Origin of the sequence: Collinsella sp. AM18-10 (assembly GCF_003471585.1) — a bacterium.
Classification (GTDB): domain Bacteria; phylum Actinomycetota; class Coriobacteriia; order Coriobacteriales; family Coriobacteriaceae; genus Collinsella.
This window is the reverse complement of sequence record NZ_QRJO01000002.1, coordinates 1-16848: the sequence shown is the minus strand read 5'-3', so window position 1 is coordinate 16848 and position 16848 is coordinate 1. Positions and strand designations below refer to the sequence as shown.

14 protein-coding genes are annotated in these 16848 nt (G+C 60.1%); all 14 read right to left on the bottom strand.

Annotated elements, in window-relative coordinates; genetic code table 11:
* Positions 1-61 precede the first annotated feature (61 nt).
* The 14 genes from murB to DW211_RS02025 all read right to left on the bottom strand — a co-directional run bounded on the left by murB (position 62) and on the right by DW211_RS02025 (position 16570).
* A complete protein-coding gene (murB, locus tag DW211_RS02090; protein WP_117636007.1) occupies positions 62-973 on the bottom strand; it encodes a UDP-N-acetylmuramate dehydrogenase in 912 nt (303 codons plus the stop codon).
* Between the two features lie 5 nt (positions 974-978).
* A complete protein-coding gene (gene murC / locus DW211_RS02085; protein ID WP_118258933.1) occupies positions 979-2397 on the bottom strand; it encodes a UDP-N-acetylmuramate--L-alanine ligase in 1419 nt (472 codons plus the stop codon).
* A 97-nt stretch (positions 2398-2494) separates the two neighbouring features.
* Positions 2495-3610, bottom strand: a complete 1116-nt coding sequence (murG, locus tag DW211_RS02080) for an undecaprenyldiphospho-muramoylpentapeptide beta-N-acetylglucosaminyltransferase (protein WP_118238449.1) — start codon at positions 3608-3610, stop codon at positions 2495-2497.
* Positions 3600-5093, bottom strand: coding sequence for a putative lipid II flippase FtsW (ftsW, locus tag DW211_RS02075; RefSeq protein ID WP_118065197.1), 1494 nt, complete (start codon positions 5091-5093; stop codon positions 3600-3602). The genes murG and ftsW overlap by 11 nt, the downstream gene beginning before the upstream one ends.
* Positions 5094-5129: 36 nt before the next feature.
* Positions 5130-6536 carry a UDP-N-acetylmuramoyl-L-alanine--D-glutamate ligase gene (gene murD / locus DW211_RS02070; protein ID WP_118258931.1) on the bottom strand — a complete coding sequence of 469 codons (1407 nt, stop codon included), beginning with the start codon at positions 6534-6536 and terminating at the stop codon, positions 5130-5132.
* Between the two features lie 9 nt (positions 6537-6545).
* Positions 6546-7565: a phospho-N-acetylmuramoyl-pentapeptide-transferase gene (gene mraY, locus DW211_RS02065; protein ID WP_089571579.1), complete on the bottom strand. Its 1020-nt coding sequence runs from the start codon at positions 7563-7565 to the stop codon at positions 6546-6548.
* A 3-nt stretch (positions 7566-7568) separates the two neighbouring features.
* Positions 7569-8993 carry a UDP-N-acetylmuramoyl-tripeptide--D-alanyl-D-alanine ligase gene (murF, locus tag DW211_RS02060; RefSeq protein WP_118258929.1) on the bottom strand — a complete coding sequence of 475 codons (1425 nt, stop codon included), beginning with the start codon at positions 8991-8993 and terminating at the stop codon, positions 7569-7571.
* 128 nt (positions 8994-9121) lie between these two features.
* Entirely contained in the window at positions 9122-10822 is a 1701-nt protein-coding gene (locus tag DW211_RS02055) for a penicillin-binding protein 2 (RefSeq protein ID WP_332068160.1), read from the bottom strand.
* A gap of 182 nt (positions 10823-11004) precedes the next feature.
* A complete protein-coding gene (locus tag DW211_RS02050) occupies positions 11005-11475 on the bottom strand; it encodes a hypothetical protein (protein ID WP_022094483.1) in 471 nt (156 codons plus the stop codon).
* 90 nt (positions 11476-11565) lie between these two features.
* Positions 11566-12531, bottom strand: coding sequence for a 16S rRNA (cytosine(1402)-N(4))-methyltransferase RsmH (rsmH, locus tag DW211_RS02045; protein ID WP_006234266.1), 966 nt, complete (start codon positions 12529-12531; stop codon positions 11566-11568).
* Positions 12532-12551: 20 nt separating this feature from the next.
* Positions 12552-12986: a division/cell wall cluster transcriptional repressor MraZ gene (locus DW211_RS02040; protein WP_006234269.1), complete on the bottom strand. Its 435-nt coding sequence runs from the start codon at positions 12984-12986 to the stop codon at positions 12552-12554.
* Positions 12987-13447: 461 nt separating this feature from the next.
* Complete coding sequence (gene xerD, locus DW211_RS02035) at positions 13448-14389, bottom strand: site-specific tyrosine recombinase XerD (protein WP_117584232.1); 942 nt, start codon at positions 14387-14389, stop codon at positions 13448-13450.
* Positions 14390-14391: 2 nt separating this feature from the next.
* Positions 14392-16053: a CTP synthase gene (locus tag DW211_RS02030; protein WP_055252564.1), complete on the bottom strand. Its 1662-nt coding sequence runs from the start codon at positions 16051-16053 to the stop codon at positions 14392-14394.
* A 178-nt stretch (positions 16054-16231) separates the two neighbouring features.
* On the bottom strand, positions 16232-16570 hold the full coding sequence (locus DW211_RS02025; protein WP_040358312.1) for a hypothetical protein: 339 nt from the start codon (positions 16568-16570) through the stop codon (positions 16232-16234).
* Positions 16571-16848 lie beyond the last annotated feature (278 nt).

Sequence of the window (16848 nt, the reverse complement as noted above, 5' to 3'; positions counted from 1 at the left end):
TTGAGGTTTGGCAGGCGCGCCGGAACGCCCTCCGGCGCGGCGGAAGGTGGGTTTCGATGCTCTAGAAGCCGAGGAATTTAACTTCCGGTCTGAGCTCGATGCCATACGCCTCCCTCACCTTTCCGTGCACATGTCTGATAACCGCGGCAACGTCATCGGCCGAGGCAGTTCCGTTATTAACGATAAAATTAGCGTGAACGGGCGAAACTTCCGCGCCGCCAATCGAAAAACCCTTTAATCCACAATCCTCGATAAGCTTGCCCACACTCGCATCGGGCGGGTTGCGAAAGACAGACCCGCAGGATGCGCGACCCATGGGCTGCGTACGCTTGCGCCTTGTAAGGTACCGCTCCATGCGCTCGCGAATGTCGGCCTTGGGCGCCGGTTTAAGCTTGAGCACGCACTCGAGGATGATCTCATTGCGGGGAAGGCTACATTCGCGGTAGCCCCAAGAGATCTCGGACCCCGCATAATGCTTGATACCGGATGCCGGGTCAAACGTTACGACATCCTCAACCAGCGAGCCAATCCACTCGGTCCGCGTGCCGGCATTCATAGATATCGCACCGCCGACCGAACCAGGAATGCCAACGGCAAACTCAAGGCCCGAGAGGCTACGCGACAGGGCATCGTTGACCAGGCGCGCAAACATCACGCCCGCACCGACCGTCAGCGTACAACCGTCATCGGCAACAACCGTGCGCTGGAACTCACGTCCGAGCGAAATGACGGCACCGCGATAACCGCCATCGGCAACCAGCAGATTGGAGCCCTTGCCGATGATGACCCACGGCACCTGCTCGCGATCGAGCACCGCCACGGCGCGGCGGAGGGCATGATAGCTATGGCACGTCACAAAGAGGTCGGCCTTGCCGCCGATACGATAGCTCGTATGACGCGCAAGGCGCTCGTCCTCGATCACATCCGTGTCGATCATGCCCGAGAGCGCCATGACGGCGTTAAACAGACCCATTAGACTTAAGCGTCTTTCTTGGCAGTCAGATACTCAATGAACTCGGGACCGACGGTCGTAACGTCGCCGGCACCCATGGTGAGCAGCAGGTCGCCCTCGCCCACCATCTGCTCGAGCTCCTGATTGAGCTCAAGACGGCTGGAGCAGTACACGACCTCCTTGCCAGGATGCTTGGCGCGCACGGTATCGGCGAGCATCTTAGAGGTGAAACCCGGAATGGGCATCTCGCCAGCCGAGAACACATCAATCAGCAGCAGTTTATCGGCATTGGCAAATGCATCGGCAAAGTCGTCGCACAGGGCCTGCAGGCGCGAATAGCGGTGCGGCTGGAACACGACGTCGACGTGCTTGTAACCCAGCGACGAAGCGGCAGCAAGCGTCGCCTTGATCTCGGTGGGGTGATGGCCGTAATCATCGACCACGGTGATGCCATCGATATCGCCCACGTGGGTAAAGCGACGGCGGACGCCCTCAAAGCTCGAGAGCGCCTTGGCGGCGGCGTCGATGTCAAGGCCCAGGACATGGGCGACGGTGAGCACCGCCGTGGCGTTGAGCATGTTGTGGCGACCAGGATTGCTCTTGATCTCCACAGCGCGCTCAGTGCCGTCCTCAAAGCGAACGATAAAGTCACTCTGGATGCCCTTGACGTCCGGGTGCATGCAGACGATGTCGTTGCTCTCGGCAAAGCCGTAGGAAAGCACGTGACGGCCCGTCGACTTGGCGAGCTCGACCAGATGCGGGTCCTCACCGCAGACGATGACGGTGCCGTCCTCGCCCACCAGGCTCATGAATTTGGCGAAAGTTGCCTCGATCTCCTCGATACCCGAGTAGTGATCGAGGTGGTCGGCCTCGACGTTGGTCACAATGACTACGTTGGGGTTCAGGAACAGGAAGGAGCTGTCGGACTCGTCGGCCTCGGCGACAAAGTAGTCGCCCGAGCCGTTCTTGCCGTTCGTGTCATAGCCCTCGACGATGCCACCGATCAGGAAGCTCGGATCCAGACCCATGCGGTCGAGCATGGTGGCACACATCGAAGACGTGGTGGTCTTGCCATGCGTGCCGGCAACAGCGACGGTGGTGTAGCCGTGACCCAAAGCAGAGAGCATCTTGGCACGGGGCCACACGGGAATACCAAGCTCGCGAGCGCGCACGAGTTCAGGGTTGGACTCCGGAATAGCGGTGGAGACAACAACCACGTCGGGCTTGACCTCGTCGATCGTGGCGGCCTCATGGCCCACATGCACCTTCACACCAGCGCGGGTAAGCTGGCGGATATAACGTGACGTCTTAAGGTCGGAGCCGGTAACGGCATAACCGCGCTCGTGCAGAACGAGGGCGATGCCGCTCATGCCGGCGCCGCCGATACCGATAAAGTGGGCGCTCTTAAACTCGGGCGCGGAGGTTGCAGTCTGGGAATCAGCCATGTGCTCGTGTACTCCTTGCGTAAACACTGCCTGTAACCCGTTAACTGTACCGCACCTACCGCATCAGCGCGAGGGCGACCGAAGATATCCCGTCTAACTAACGCAAACCCTCTACTGCATCCGCCAGAAGAGCGGCGGCTCTATCCTGAGCCAGACCACGCGCCGCCTGACGCATGGCGTCGCGCGCCGCCGCGTCATCGACCAGGTGCAGCAGCTCATCGGCAAAGGCAGAACCGTCGATATCGGCATCGGCGCAGAGCACGCCGGCCCCGGCGTCGACCAGATAACGGGCATTGGTGGTTTGGTGGTCGGCCGTCGCATGCGGGTACGGCACGAGCACCGAAGGCACGGCGAGCGCAGCGATCTCGGCCACGCTCGATGCTCCCGAACGCGATAGCACCAAATCGGCAGCAGCCAGCATGTCGCCCATGTTGTCGATGTAAGGCTGGACGCGGTAACGCTTCGCCTCCTCGAGCGTCAGCGCCAAAGCGCGCTCGGTCTCCTCAAAGCCGTCGGCACCCGTCGAATGCAACACATAGAGGTTCTTGCGCGAAAGCAGCTCGTTTTTGAGCGAAGCCACGCGCTCGTTGAGGTGCTGGGCGCCGAGTGAACCGCCAAAGACGAGCAGCAGCGTAGCGTCCTCGGGAACGCCAAGTGCCTTGCGGCCGCGAGCGCGATCGCCCTCGATCACCGAGCGACGTACGGGGTTGCCGGTCATGAGCACGTGGTCAGGGTCACCTTCGCGCTCAAAGACCGAACGCGCTGCCGGCACCGAGATGCACACGTGGGCGGCGTGGGAGTTCATCATCTTGTTGGCCAGGCCCGGAACAGAGTTCTGCTCATGCAGCAGATACGGAACGCCTGCGCCCTTGCACCACCCCAGCAGCGGAACCTCGACATAGGCACCAAAACCGATGGCGGCATCGGGCTTGCCGACCTTTGAGAAATGACTGGTGAGCGCACGCTTGGCCTTGTTGACACGCCACAGGGAGGTCAGCGCCGTCCAAGGACGGGAGCGGTCGAAGCCCGTGACCGTAATGGGCACAAAATCAAACCCAGCCTCGGGGACCAGACGACCCTCGAGCTTGCGCGACTGGCCCACGAACACAACGTGGTGGCCACGATCACGCAGCTCTTCGGCCAAGGCGAGCGCGGGGTTGATGTGTCCCGCCGTGCCGCCGGCTGCAATAGCAACGGTCATCTTATCGGTCATGGTAGTCCCTTCGTACACGCGGTCCCTGGTCGTCGGTGCGTAGACGCGCCGACGGGTCCGAGTTCAAATCGATTCGATTATATCCGCCGCCCGCGCTGCGAGGGCTGGGGCGCTGAGGACGACCTTGCGGAGCCGTCCGCGGACGTGGACGAGCTGCCGGCTCGGATGTAGAACCATCCAGAACGGTAAAGCCGCTACGCGAAGGTCGTTCACCGCGCACATGGGCTACGCCGGCGGTACTCTCATCCATAACGGCAAAGCTCTCGCGGCGACGGTCGTACTCATCGCGACGGGCGCTCTCGTACGAAACGCGCAGGATCAGACCGGCAAGCATAAGCGACACAATAATCGACGAACCGCCGTAGCTAATAAACGGCAACGGTTTGCCCGTCATGGGAAACACGTTGAGGATGCCCAGCGCGTTAATCAAAAACTGCACCGCGAGAATGACCGCGGAGCCAGACGCCATAAGCGCGCCCCGACGATCGGTCGCCTGCTCGGCAATGCGAAACGCCGAGTAGATCAGCATCGCAAACACCAAGAAGAACAGCACGGTTCCGACAAAGCCGACTTCCTCGCCAATGATGGCCAGGATGTAGTCATTGTGCGCCTCGGGCAGATACGAGTACTTCATGGTTGAGTTGCCGATGCCACGGCCGAACAGACCGCCCGAGGCAAAGGCCATGATGGCAAGCGTGGCCTGATAGCCGTCACCATACTCGTCAGCCCAAGGGTTCAAGGCAACCTGAATACGCACCATACGGTACGGCTCTGCGACAAGTGCAATCACGATCACGAGAATGCCGAAGATTAGCACGCCGATGATAAATCTCGGGTCGAGACCCGCAAACAACGCCATGCACATGAGGGTCAACAGGATGATCAGGACAGTACCGAAATCGGGCTGGATAAAGATCAGAAAGAGCGAAATACCCAGGTAGATGCCCATCTTGCGAAGGAATTCGTTGATGTTGCCACCGGGCGAAAAGAAGCGATCAAGCATGATGGCCGAATACGCAATGGCAAATGGCTTTAAAAACTCGGAAGGCTGGAACTGAATACCGGCGATGTTGAGCCAGCGCGTGGCGCCACGGCTGCCGCTGCCCACCAAGAACACCAGAAACAGTAGCCCTATCATGCCGATAAGGAAGATCCTAAGCACATCCTCCCCAAACCAGCTGTCCGGCAAAACGCGCACGATGGCAATCAGCGCCAGAACACCAACCACGGCAAACGCGGCCTGTCGACCCAGGAAAAACGTCGCCGAGCCATTCTCGTGCAGCGCCTCGACCGAAGACGCCGAGTACACCATCAGCAGACCAAAGCACACCAAAGTAAACAGGCAGGCCATAAATATCAGACGGGGGCGCATGATGCGGGCGGGAACGCCGGCAATATAGCGTTCGCTAAACGACTGCCTGCCACGACCGGAACGCGGTGTGCTGCGCCGCGAGGAAGCACGGTCCGAGTCGGGCCTCCTCATACCTTGTCGGGGGCTCTCCTCTCTCACCGGCAACCCCTATTCCATTTGCGATTTCGCTGCAGCGGCAAGCTGAGCCACGTAGTCCTTAAACACGCGGCCGCGCTCCTCATAGCCCGAGAACTCATCGAACGAAGAGCAGGCAGGAGAAAGTAAGATCACGTCGCCACGGCTCGACAGCGAACGGGCAACGTCCACGGCATCGCGTAGGTCATCCGCTTGGGCGATATCCACATCGCCATCGACATCGGCCTCGTCCATAGCGGCGGTAAAGCGCTCGCGCGCATCGCCAAAGCAGACGACCGAGCGCACGTTATCCATAACGACGCGCGCGAAGTCCGTGAGCGGCGTGCCCTTATCGTGGCCGCCGAGCAGCAAGATCACGTCGTCATCGGGAAATGCCGTCAGCGCCTTCTCGACCGCGTCGGTGTTGGTCGCCTTGGAATCGTTGACGTAGCGCACTCCGTCAATCTCGCCGCACGGCTCCACGCGGTGCTCGAGCGGCTGGAACGAGGCCAGACCGCGGCAAATGCCCTCGGGATTGGCACCGACGGCCAGGACAGCCGTGGCAGCGCACAGGGCATTGATAACATTATGATGGCCCGAAATCTTGAGCTCGGACGTGGCGACAAGCTGGGTCTCGACGCCCTTCAGGCGCACGATCATCTTGCCATCGCGCACAAAGGCGACATCCTCACCCTCTGGCTCATCAAAGGCAACCTTGCAGATGCGACGACCCGGCGTGTAGATGTACTCATCGAACTCGTGAATGCCGGCGTCTTCGACGTCGACGACCACCAGATCGTCATCGACCATATTGTCAAACAGTTTGATCTTGGCAAGCGCATAGTTCTTATGGCTCTTATGCCAGCCCAAGTGGTCGGGAGTGATGTTGAGCAGCACCGCCACGCGGGGGTGGAGCTCGGTGGTCGTAGCAATCTGATAGCTCGAGAGCTCAGCCACAAACCACTCGTTGTGGGCTCGGCCGTCAATCTCGTTGATAGGCGGCTCACCGATGTTGCCGACAGCTACACTGGCCTCACCGGAAGCCTTGAGCAGATAATCGGTCAGCGACGTGGTGGTCGTCTTGCCGTTGGTGCCCGTGATGGCAATCCAGTTATCGGGCGACAGGCGATAGGCAAACTCGGGCTCACCCATAATCTGGGCGGCATGCTCGCGCCCGGCCTTAAAGAAGCCCGAGAACTCCGAGATGCCCGGGCACGTCACGCATACGTCATAGGCGCCCTCGACCTGTTCGGTCCCATAGACAAACGACGCACCAGCAGCCTCGAGCGCACGCGTGGCGTCATTGGGCTCAGAGGTGCCGCCGCCATACACGGTAACGGCGCTTACGCGCTCTGGATGTGCCAGCGCCCAGCGGGCGACATCGAGACCGGATTTGCCCTGACCCAAAACGAGCAGGCTAAAGACATCAGCAAGAGGCATGAAAGACCACTATCCCAACTGGAAGAACAGAGCAAGGCCAACGGCACCAAATGCCGCAGCGATAATCCAAAAACGGATGACGACCTTGGTCTCGGCCCAACCCTTCTTTTCGAAATGATGATGGATGGGCGCCATAAGGAAGACGCGCTTGTGCGTAAAGTGGAAGTAGACAACCTGAATCATGACCGACAGGGTCTCAACGATAAACAGGCCACCGATGATGAGGGAGACGACCTCGGTGTTAGTCATGATGGACGTACAGGCAAACGCGGCGCCCAGGGCAAGCGAGCCGGTATCACCCATAAAGATGCTCGCCGGATAGCAGTTGAACCACAGAAAGCCCAGGCAGGCACCGGCACACGCGGTGCAGAAGATGGACAGGTTCACGTCTCCGTGCAAAAACGCCATGGCAGCCATGGCGAGCATGGCGATCATGGAGGTGCCGCCAGCAAGACCGTCAAGGCCATCGGTCAAGTTCACGGCATTAGAAAGACCGGCAATCATCAGCCAGCAAAAGACAATATAGAGCCACGGGAACGAATAGCCGCAGATGGTAGTCGAAAGCACGCCAAGGTCAATCGTCAACCCACCGGGAAAACGAATCTCGGGGGCGACGCCGCACCAGTTGACGGCAAGCACCGTAAAGGTGACACAGATAATGGTTAGGCCGATCATCTTGGCATGAGGCGTCAGACCGAGCGAGCGCCCATGCGTAACGGAGGTCAGGTCGTCGATCAGGCCCAGCACACCGGTCGCCAGCGTGGCGAGCAGCACGAGCACGAGCTCGGTGGTGAGCTTTCCCATCAGCAGGCAGGTCAGCGAGATCGCGACGAGGATGACAACACCACCCATGGTGGGCGTTCCCTGCTTAACCAAATGACGCTTGGGGCCGTCGGCACGAACCTGCTGGCCGATACCCTCGACCTTGAGCAGCTTAATCCACCACGGCATGAGCAGCAGCGCAATGGCTGCGGCGATGCCAAGCCCCAAAAAAGCCTGATACGTTGGATACGAGGGATTGCCGAACATGGGCTAGCACACACCTTCCACAAAGCGGTCGAGCTCAACAAAGCGGGAACCCTTGACCAGTACAACATCATGTTTTTCAAGCGCGCCGCCCATGCGGTCGAGCACCTGCTGATAATCGGAGAACACCTGGATGCAGTCCTCGTCCATGCCCATCATGCGCGCGGCATCGGCCATAAGCTGGGCCAGCTCACCACCCACGCACGCCAGCATGTCGAGCTTCTTGGCGGCGGCATAGGCGCCCACGAGCTCATGCATGCGAGGAGCCTCATCGCCCATCTCGCCCATCTCGCCCAGGATCGCCATGCGAGACCCCGTGCACGAAAGCGAGCACAGCAGATCGAGGCCGGCTGCCATCGATTCGGCGCTGGCGTTATAGGAATCGTCGATGATGCGTGCACCGCTCTTGGCGCGCTTGATCTCCTGGCGGTGCCCGGTGATCGTAAGACCCCTAAAGGCAGCATCGATCTGCTCGGGCGTCACGCCCAGGCGATAGGCAACCGCGGCGGCCTTAACGGCATTAGGAACGGACTGCACGCCGGGGATGGCAAGCATGGTATCGATTGTCTCGCCCTGGCCAAAATCGAGCGTAAAGACCGGACGGCCCTCGTCATCAACGCGAACGTCGCGGGCGCGGACCTCATCATCGTCCGAGACACCGGCCAGCATCACGTCGATACCAGCAGGCTGGGCGAACGTATCGCGAATGAACGGCGTAAAATCGTCCTCGCCGCCCAAAACCAGCAGCGGCAAATAGTCGCCGGCGGCGCACATGCCCTGGACAATCTCGGCCTTAGCGCGGGCGATGTTCTCGCGGCTGCCCAAAATGCCGATATGAGAGGTGCCGATCTTGCTCACGATGGCAAGGTTAGGATTGGCGGACTGGGACAGGCGCTCGATCTCGTGGAAATGGTTCATGCCCATCTCGAGCACCAGGACCTCGGTATCGGCCGGAGCGGAAAGCACCGTGAGCGGCATGCCGATCAGGTTATTGAAATTGCCCTTGGTGGCCCAGACACGATAGCGCTTGGCGAGCACAGCGGCGAGAACGTCCTTGGTCGTCGTCTTGCCGATGGAACCGGTAATGCCAACGACCAGGCAGCCAAGCTCCAGGCGATACGCGTGCGCCAAACGCAGCAGAAACTCCTCGGGATCATCGGTCAGCAAGATGGCACAGCCCTTGTCCTGCGCCAGCGAGACCAGCTCGGTCTCGGGCTCACGCGTCATCACGACGGCGCCGGCACCCGACTGGACGGCACGGGAAGCAAAATCATTGCCGTCGACGTTTTCACCGGGAAAGGCGACGAAAATCGTCCCTTCCTCGACCTGGCGCGAGTCGATAACGCACCCGCGGCATACCCGATCGACTTCTCCCGTCACGGTTCGGGCCCCTGTTGCGGCCGCGAGGTTGTTGACGGCGATCTCTATCATTGCAGCTCCCCTGTAAACCTAAATAATGCTATCGGCGTATTGTATCCCAGCGCCGCGCATGCGTGGTGCAGGGCATGTGAACACCCCTCATATGGGACAACAAACCACGCCCCAAAGATTGTAACCCCCTACTTCGTGTGTGGGATACCCAGCACGTCGAGCGCGTTGGCCATAATGGACTGGAACGGCACCGCAGCGGCATCTGAGCCGCTCGGCGTTCCGTCGAGCGTGATATAGCACAGCACCTTGGGCGATTGTGCCGGTGCAAAGCCCATAAAGGACGACATGTAGTTCTCCTTGAGGTAGCCGCCGTTCTCGTCGGCACGTTCGGCCGTACCGGTCTTACCCGCCACGTCATAGCCGTCAACAGCGCCGCCAACGCCCGTTCCCTCCGACACGACCGTCTGCATGCACGATGTCACCTGGGATGCGGCGTCCTCCGAAATCGCGCGCTCGCCCTCGCCCCAGTCCTTCTCGTCGCCCTTGCTGGACTTATAGAAGTGCGGGGTCATCATCACGCCGCCGTTGGCGATGCCGCCCACGGCACGTGCGATCTCAATCGGTGAGACAGACAGCGCCTGTCCAAAGCTCATCGAGCCCAGCGTGGCGCCGTCATACTGGTCACGCTCCTTGACGATGCCCAGGCTCTCGCCCGGAAAATCGACACCAGAGCTGTGACCGATGCCCCACTTGTCCACATAGGCAGCAAAGTCGTCGGCACCGATCTTGCGCCCCACCAGGACAAATCCCACGTTGGACGAACGGCGCATCATCTCGCGCACATCCATGGTCATGGCGTAGTCGCGCTTGTCGGCATCGGTGACGGTATCGTCGCCCACCTTGATGCTCGCCGGCACCTCAAACGACGTACTCGACCGCACGACACCCAAGTCGAAGCCGGCGCCCGCCACGAGCGTCTTAAAGACCGAGCCGGGCTCGTAGGCATCGGTGACCAGGCGCAGGTTCATATCCTCGGTCTTGGCGTTTTCCAAATTGGTCTGGTCGTAGGTCGGATACGAGCAGGCTGCCAAGATCTCGCCTGTCGTAGGATCGGTGACCAGCGCCGAGCCGTTCTTGGCCTTTGTCTTCTCGACAGCCTCTGCCAGGGCATCCTCGGCCGCACGCTGGATATTGACGTCGAGCGTCGTCACGATATCAACGCCGTCGACCGCAGCCACCTTTTTATAGGCACCGCCCGCGATATAGCTGCCGTCCCTCGCGCGCTCGCGTACGAGAGAACCGTTCGTGCCGGTCAGAAGCTTGTTGTATTGCTTTTCGAGACCCGTCAAGCCGTCGTTGTCTACATTCACTACACCCAGCACCTGCGATGCCAGATTGCCGTATGGATATACGCGCTTCATGGCCTGCTCAAAAAGCACGCCGGGCAGGTTCTTCTTCTCCAGCGCCGCAGCGTCGTCTTCGTCCACCTGGCGCTTGATATACACCCAGGTTCCATCGGACTCAACGAGCTTGCGGCAGGTCTTTTTATCGATTCCAGTTGCCTTGACCAGCGCCGACACCGTCTTGTCAACATCCTCGACAAGCTGGGGGTTCACGGCGATGTTGCGACATTCGACCGACGACGCCAGCACGTTACCGTTGCGGTCGTAGATGGTGCCACGTTTGGCATAGAGGGTCTGCGCAAGCAGGCGGCGCGCATCGGCACGCTCGCGCAGTTTATCGGCTTCGACAATTTGATAGTCGGCAAGGCGAAAGACGCCCAAGCCCAAGCCAAGCCCAATGAAGCCCATGACGGCTTTGCGGCGAGGCAGAGGCGTGCCCGTGAGCCATTCGGTCGACGAACTCTTGCGCGACCTGGTGTTATGCACTTGAGGGCCGCCCGAGCCGCGAAGTCGCGACGCCGGGTCGTTGCCACGGGACTGCCCGGCGTTGTAAGATTGCCGACCCGTTCCTTGATAACCAGAACGTCCCCGCGACGAGGGACGTCCAGAACCGCGGCCCCCATCGGAACCGCGGCGATAGTCATTTGTCATACTCAGCTACCGTCTTGCTACTGAGCGGTCGCGGTCGCGTTGGCGCCCGCGGCTGCATCCTGCGAAAAGTCAAGTGTAACGCTCTCGCTGGGCTCCACCATGCCGTAAGCGCCCGCAAGGTCGCGAATGCGCGTGTCGGCGCCATAGACCGAATGCATGACCTCCAGGTCGGAGCTCTCATCGGTCGCCTTTTCGAGCGTGTTGGTAAGCTCGGCGTTGCTGTTGAGCACCTGGGCCGTAACGCCGGCGAGCGCCACGCGGGCGACGCCGATCGTCATGAAGATGGCCGCAATGATGCAAAACGTTTTAAGAACGCTCATGAAAACCGGGCTTACCGCCTGGTTTGCCTGACGGCCCGCGCCCGTGTAGACATCAAAGCGCGGCGTGCGCTGCTCACGGGGAGCAACGGGGGCCTGCGGCGTCTCACGATAGGCGGGCATGGCGTTCATATCATAGGCGAGTGCTGCGCTTGAAGTGTTGTAGCCCATGATATGCCGCCTCCCATCCCGAGTACGTTGGTAGTGTGTTTAAGCTTCGTTTATGGTGCGAGCGGGAGGTCCAATATCGCGCGGTCGTGCCTACAGACGCTGCGCCACGCGGATTTTGGCTGATCTCGCCCGAGGGTTGCGCTCAACCTCATCAGGCTGGGCAACCAAGGGTTTGCGGGTGATGACCTTGAGTATCGGCACGTTGCCGCACACGCACACCGGAATCTCCGGCGGACACGTGCACCCCTGGCTCATCTCCTTAAAGTGATTCTTTACGATACGGTCCTCAAGCGAGTGATACGAGATGACGCAGATACGTCCGCCCGGATTGAGCCACCTGGTGGCGGCATCAAGCCCTCGTTCGAGCACATCGAGCTCGTGATTGACCTCGATGCGAATGGCCTGGAAACTTTTCTTGGCCGGGTGTCCGCCATGCCGACGAGCGGCAGCCGGGATACCCGCCTTGATGATCTCGACAAATTGGCCGGTGGTTTCGATCGGTTCTTGCTCGCGGCGGCGCACGATCTCGCGCGCGATCTGCGAGGCGAACTTCTCTTCGCCGTAGACGCGTAGAATCCGGGCGAGGTCGTGTTCGTTATAGGTGTTGATGACCTCAGCTGCGTTTAAGGTGTTATTACCCGGATCCATCCGCATGTCCAATGGGGCGTCCTCGTTATACGAAAAGCCCCTGCCAGGGATATCGAGTTGCGGCGACGAAACGCCCAAATCGAACAGGAAGCCATCGACCCCGGGCACCTCGGCCGAGCAAAGCAGCTCGTCCAAGTCGCCGAAGTTGCCCTTCAGCAGCTGGTGCGGAACGCCGGGAACCTCGCGGTCCAGACGGGCGCCAGCGGCCTCGAGGGCCATGTCGTCCTGATCGACGCCGAGCAAAAGACCCGTCTCCCCCACCTGCGCAGCCATCTTTACCGAATGGCCGGCACCGCCAAGGGTGCAATCGCAGACAACGGAGCCGCTCTTTAGCCGCAGCGACTCAAGCACTTCGCCGAGCATGACAGGTTCATGCCGATATTCTTGTGTCAAGATCCCACGCTCCATCCGTTACCCGTGCCTTGCCCTTACGAGAAGAAGAGGTCCAGCAGGGCCTCATCGTCATCGTCCTCATCGGCCGCGGCGCGATCCCAAACCTCAAGGTGGTCGTAGTTGCCCACAACCGTGACCTCGCGGTCGAGGTTCGCCTGCTTGCGGAGAGACTCGGAAAGACCGATACGACCGGCGCTGTCCACGTCCATCGACGTGGTGCGCTTGTTGATCGCCCTCATGAGCTTCTGGTCATTAATGTCACGCGGGTTAAAACCCTCGTGGCCCTCACGACCCGCGAAGAGTCCTTCGACCCACTTATCGAAGGCCTCGGCAGAGAACACGTACAGAGCATCGACATCCAGGGCTTTGAACACGCGAACGTGCTCTCCAAGCTCCTCGCGAAGGGGTGCAGGCAGGGACAGACGACCTTTTGCATCGAGATTGCGCTCGTATGCACCAGTCATTCCCATGTGCGCCCTCCCCTCGGTTACTCAGATGGCACGTACGCGGGGAACCACCCCGCCTGTCGACGTCATTAATAATATGGGGAACCGCCCCATTTTTCAACACCTTTCCCCACCCCTTCCCCCACCCCGCCCCACCACTCCACCCACCATATATTGCAAAACACCCCCAATCATATGTTCGAAAACACAATATGTTGTGTTTACAGCAACGGCGGGATGCCACCTGTGGCACCCCGCCTTTCAACCTCAACCTTCAAGTTGACCTTGAGGCGATTTTTGCGTCCCTTTACATGCCGTTCACATCGCCCCCAAACTCCCCCACCCAAGGCACATGCGGCCCGCCACCGCGACGACAAGTGGCAAAAATGGGACGGGCCCCAGATTGCCCATGCGCGCGCAAAAGCACGCCGCGGCAATCTGGGGCCCGTCCCCAAATACCTATAGATATGCAGGCCAGCGATGTGTTAACGATGTGCCAGCGGGTGCGCCGCCAGATAGACCTCGGTCAGTTGCGTACGATCGACATGCGTGTAGACCTGCGTGGTCGATATATCGGCATGTCCCAAGATCTCCTGTAGCACACGGAGGTCTGCACCGCCCGCAAGCATATGGGTGGCAAAGGAGTGACGCAGCGTATGGGGATGGAGTCCCACCAGCCCCACCTGGCGCCCGTAGCGCTCACAGATGGCATGGATGCCCTGGCGCGACAGACGGCGGCCGTTCTTATTTAAAAAGACCGCCGAGGTCTCGGTTCCGTGGGCATGGGCCGCCAAGCGAGAACGCCCCTTAGTTATATAGCGCGTCAGAGCTCGCGCCGCGCTTCCCACCAACGGGGACAGGCGTTCCTTTGAGCCCTTACCGCGAACGAGCACAAAGCCATCGTCGATATGGATATCGCCCACATCGAGCCCCACCAACTCACTCACACGCAAGCCGCATCCGTAGAGCACTTCCAAGATGGCATGGTCGCGCAAGCCCATCTCGCCCTCGGGGAAGTCTTGATCGAGCAGCGCCGAGACATCCTCCACCGATAGATACTCCGGCAAACGCTCAGCCTTTTTAGGCAGGCGCAACGCCGCCGTTGGATTTTGGGCCACAATCCCATCGCGCACCAAAAAGGCATGCAGGCCCTTCACGGCCGCAAGCGCACGCTCCACCGAGGCATCGGAATAGCCCCCATCGCGACGGTCGGCGACAAAGCCCTCCACGACCTGACGAGTCACCTCATCAAAAGACATGATGCCCGCCCGCTCCAGATACGCGCAGTACGTCGTCAGGTCACGACGATAGGCCGCAATCGTGTTGCGCGCCAAACCCCGCTCGACCGCGAGGTAATCGAGATACTCCCCCGCCGCCACGGCGAGCGACGAGGGAGTAGCTTCGGTATGTTCTTTGTTCGCCGGCACCCTTAGTCCGTAGCGAGGTTCATGGGCGTCACCTGCAGGCGATCGACACCCTCGTGCTGACCGATCGAGGCACGCACGAACTCTCGGAACAGCGGCTGCGGGTTGGTCGGACGGCTCTTGAACTCGGGGTGAGCCTGGGTTGCCACATACCAAGGATGCACGTCGCGCGGCAGCTCGACCATCTCGACCAGGCGCTCGTCGGGCGACAGACCCGAGATAACCAAACCGGCGTCCTCAAGCTGGTCGCGGAAGGCGTTGTTAAACTCAAAGCGGTGACGGTGACGCTCGTAGACGAGATCCTCGCCATATGCCTCGCGAGCGAGGGTATCGGCGGCGAGCTTGCACGGATAGGCGCCCAGACGCATGGTGCCGCCCTTCTCGGTGACATCCTCCTGCGAGCTCATCAGATCGATGACGCTAAACGGACCGTCCGGGTCGAACTCGGAGGAGCTGGCGCCGGCAAGGCCGACGACGTTGCGGGCGAACTCGCACACGGCCACCTGCATACCCAGGCAAATGCCCAGATACGGAATCTTGTGCTCGCGGGCAAACTCGGCCGCGAGGATCTTGCCCTCCAGGGCGCGCTTGCCAAAGCCGCCGGGGACCAGGATGCCCGAGGCGTCGCCCAGAACTTCGGAGACATTCTGCTCGTCGAGGCTCTCGCCGTCGACCAGCTGGACGTCCACATGGCGATCGTAGAAGACGCCCGCATGGTGCAGGGCCTCGATAACCGACAGGTACGCATCGGGCAGCTGCGTGTACTTGCCAACGACGGCGATCTTCACCTTGTCGGCGTGATGGTTGGCGTGATTCTGTTTGCGCAGGAACTCGTTCCACTCGCTCATGTCGCGCTCACGCGGGTCCAGACCCAGGCGCTCGCAAATGCGCAGGTCAAAGTCCTGCTCGGCAAGCAGCTGCGGAACATCGTAAATACTCGCGCAGTCCTCGTTGGTAAAGACGCAATCGGTGTCGACGTCGCAGAAGCTTGCGATCTTTCCGCGGATAGCGTCATCGATATGGTGGTCGGAGCGCAACACGATAATATCAGGCTGGATGCCAAAGCTGCGGAGCTCCTTGACGGAATGCTGCGTGGGCTTGGTCTTGACCTCGTGGGCGGCGGCGATATAGGGAACGAGCGACACGTGGATGTAGCAGACGTTCTCGGGGCCGGCCTCCTTGCGGTACTGACGAATGGCCTCGACAAACGGTTGGGACTCGATGTCGCCGATCGTGCCGCCCAGCTCGGTGATGACTACATCGGAGCCGGTCTGCTCTTCGATGCGGCGGAACTTATCCTTAATGGCATTGGTGACGTGAGGAATCACCTGCACGGTACCGCCCAAAAAGTCGCCGCGACGCTCGCGGGCGATTAGGCTTTTGTAGATGGCACCGGTCGTAAAGTTGGAATCGCGGGTCAGGTTCTCATCAATAAAGCGCTCGTAATGACCCAGGTCCAGGTCGGACTCGTAACCATCCTCGGTTACAAAGACCTCACCATGCTGGAACGGGCTCATGGTACCGGGGTCGACGTTCAGATACGGGTCGGCCTTCTGCATCGTTACTTTGTAGCCACGCGACTTGAGCAGACGGCCCAGCGAGGCCGCGGTGATACCCTTGCCCAGGGACGAAACCACGCCACCGGTTACGAACACATGCTTGGTCATATTGAGTTACCTGCGCTTCCCGTAGAAGTTGTTTATCCACATCTTACGGGTCTTCATTGTAATACTCGCGCCGCGGACCGTCCGCAATTTTTCTCGCGTGCGATTGCATTTCTCAATCTTGAAACAAAACGCCGCCCGGTTTCCCAGGCGGCGTCGCTATGGCAAGGGTTACATGCTGCTATCGATCAGCAACCTCGTCCTCAAGCATTTCTTGAACGAGCATGCCGGTACGGACGCCCTCAAGATACCACTCACCACGTTCGGTGAGGCAAATGCCATTTGCAAGCTGACCGCCGTCGTCGCTATAACGCGAGACGACATCAATCATACCTTCGGAATCCAAGCGATCGATTGCGGCGCGGGCACGATACGGCGAAACCCCCACGCGCTCGGCAAGCGTTTTGCGCGAGAAACCATACGGCCCGCCATTGTCTTCGGTTTGCTGGTCGATCTCCATCAACACCAGCACCTCGACACGCTTCATATCGTTGACACTCGCACGACCCTTGCCCGCCATAGCAGCCTCCTCAAACCGAGCACGAGCATCTAACGCGACGTGCGCGACCGACACACCTCACGATGGCAGGTAATATCCATCATGCGGCATCCCGCTAAGGATGAAACAGTTACGGTTATTGTATACCGCTCAAATTGTTTCTAGGCAGGTAAACAGCTATTTTTCGCCGAAATAGACGCTTTATTGATCAAAAAGCCGTACCGGGCGCTAACCCGATACGGCCAAAATGCAATGCAATTGGCTCTGTTAGACCAGGATTGACATACATGTGTCCCCAC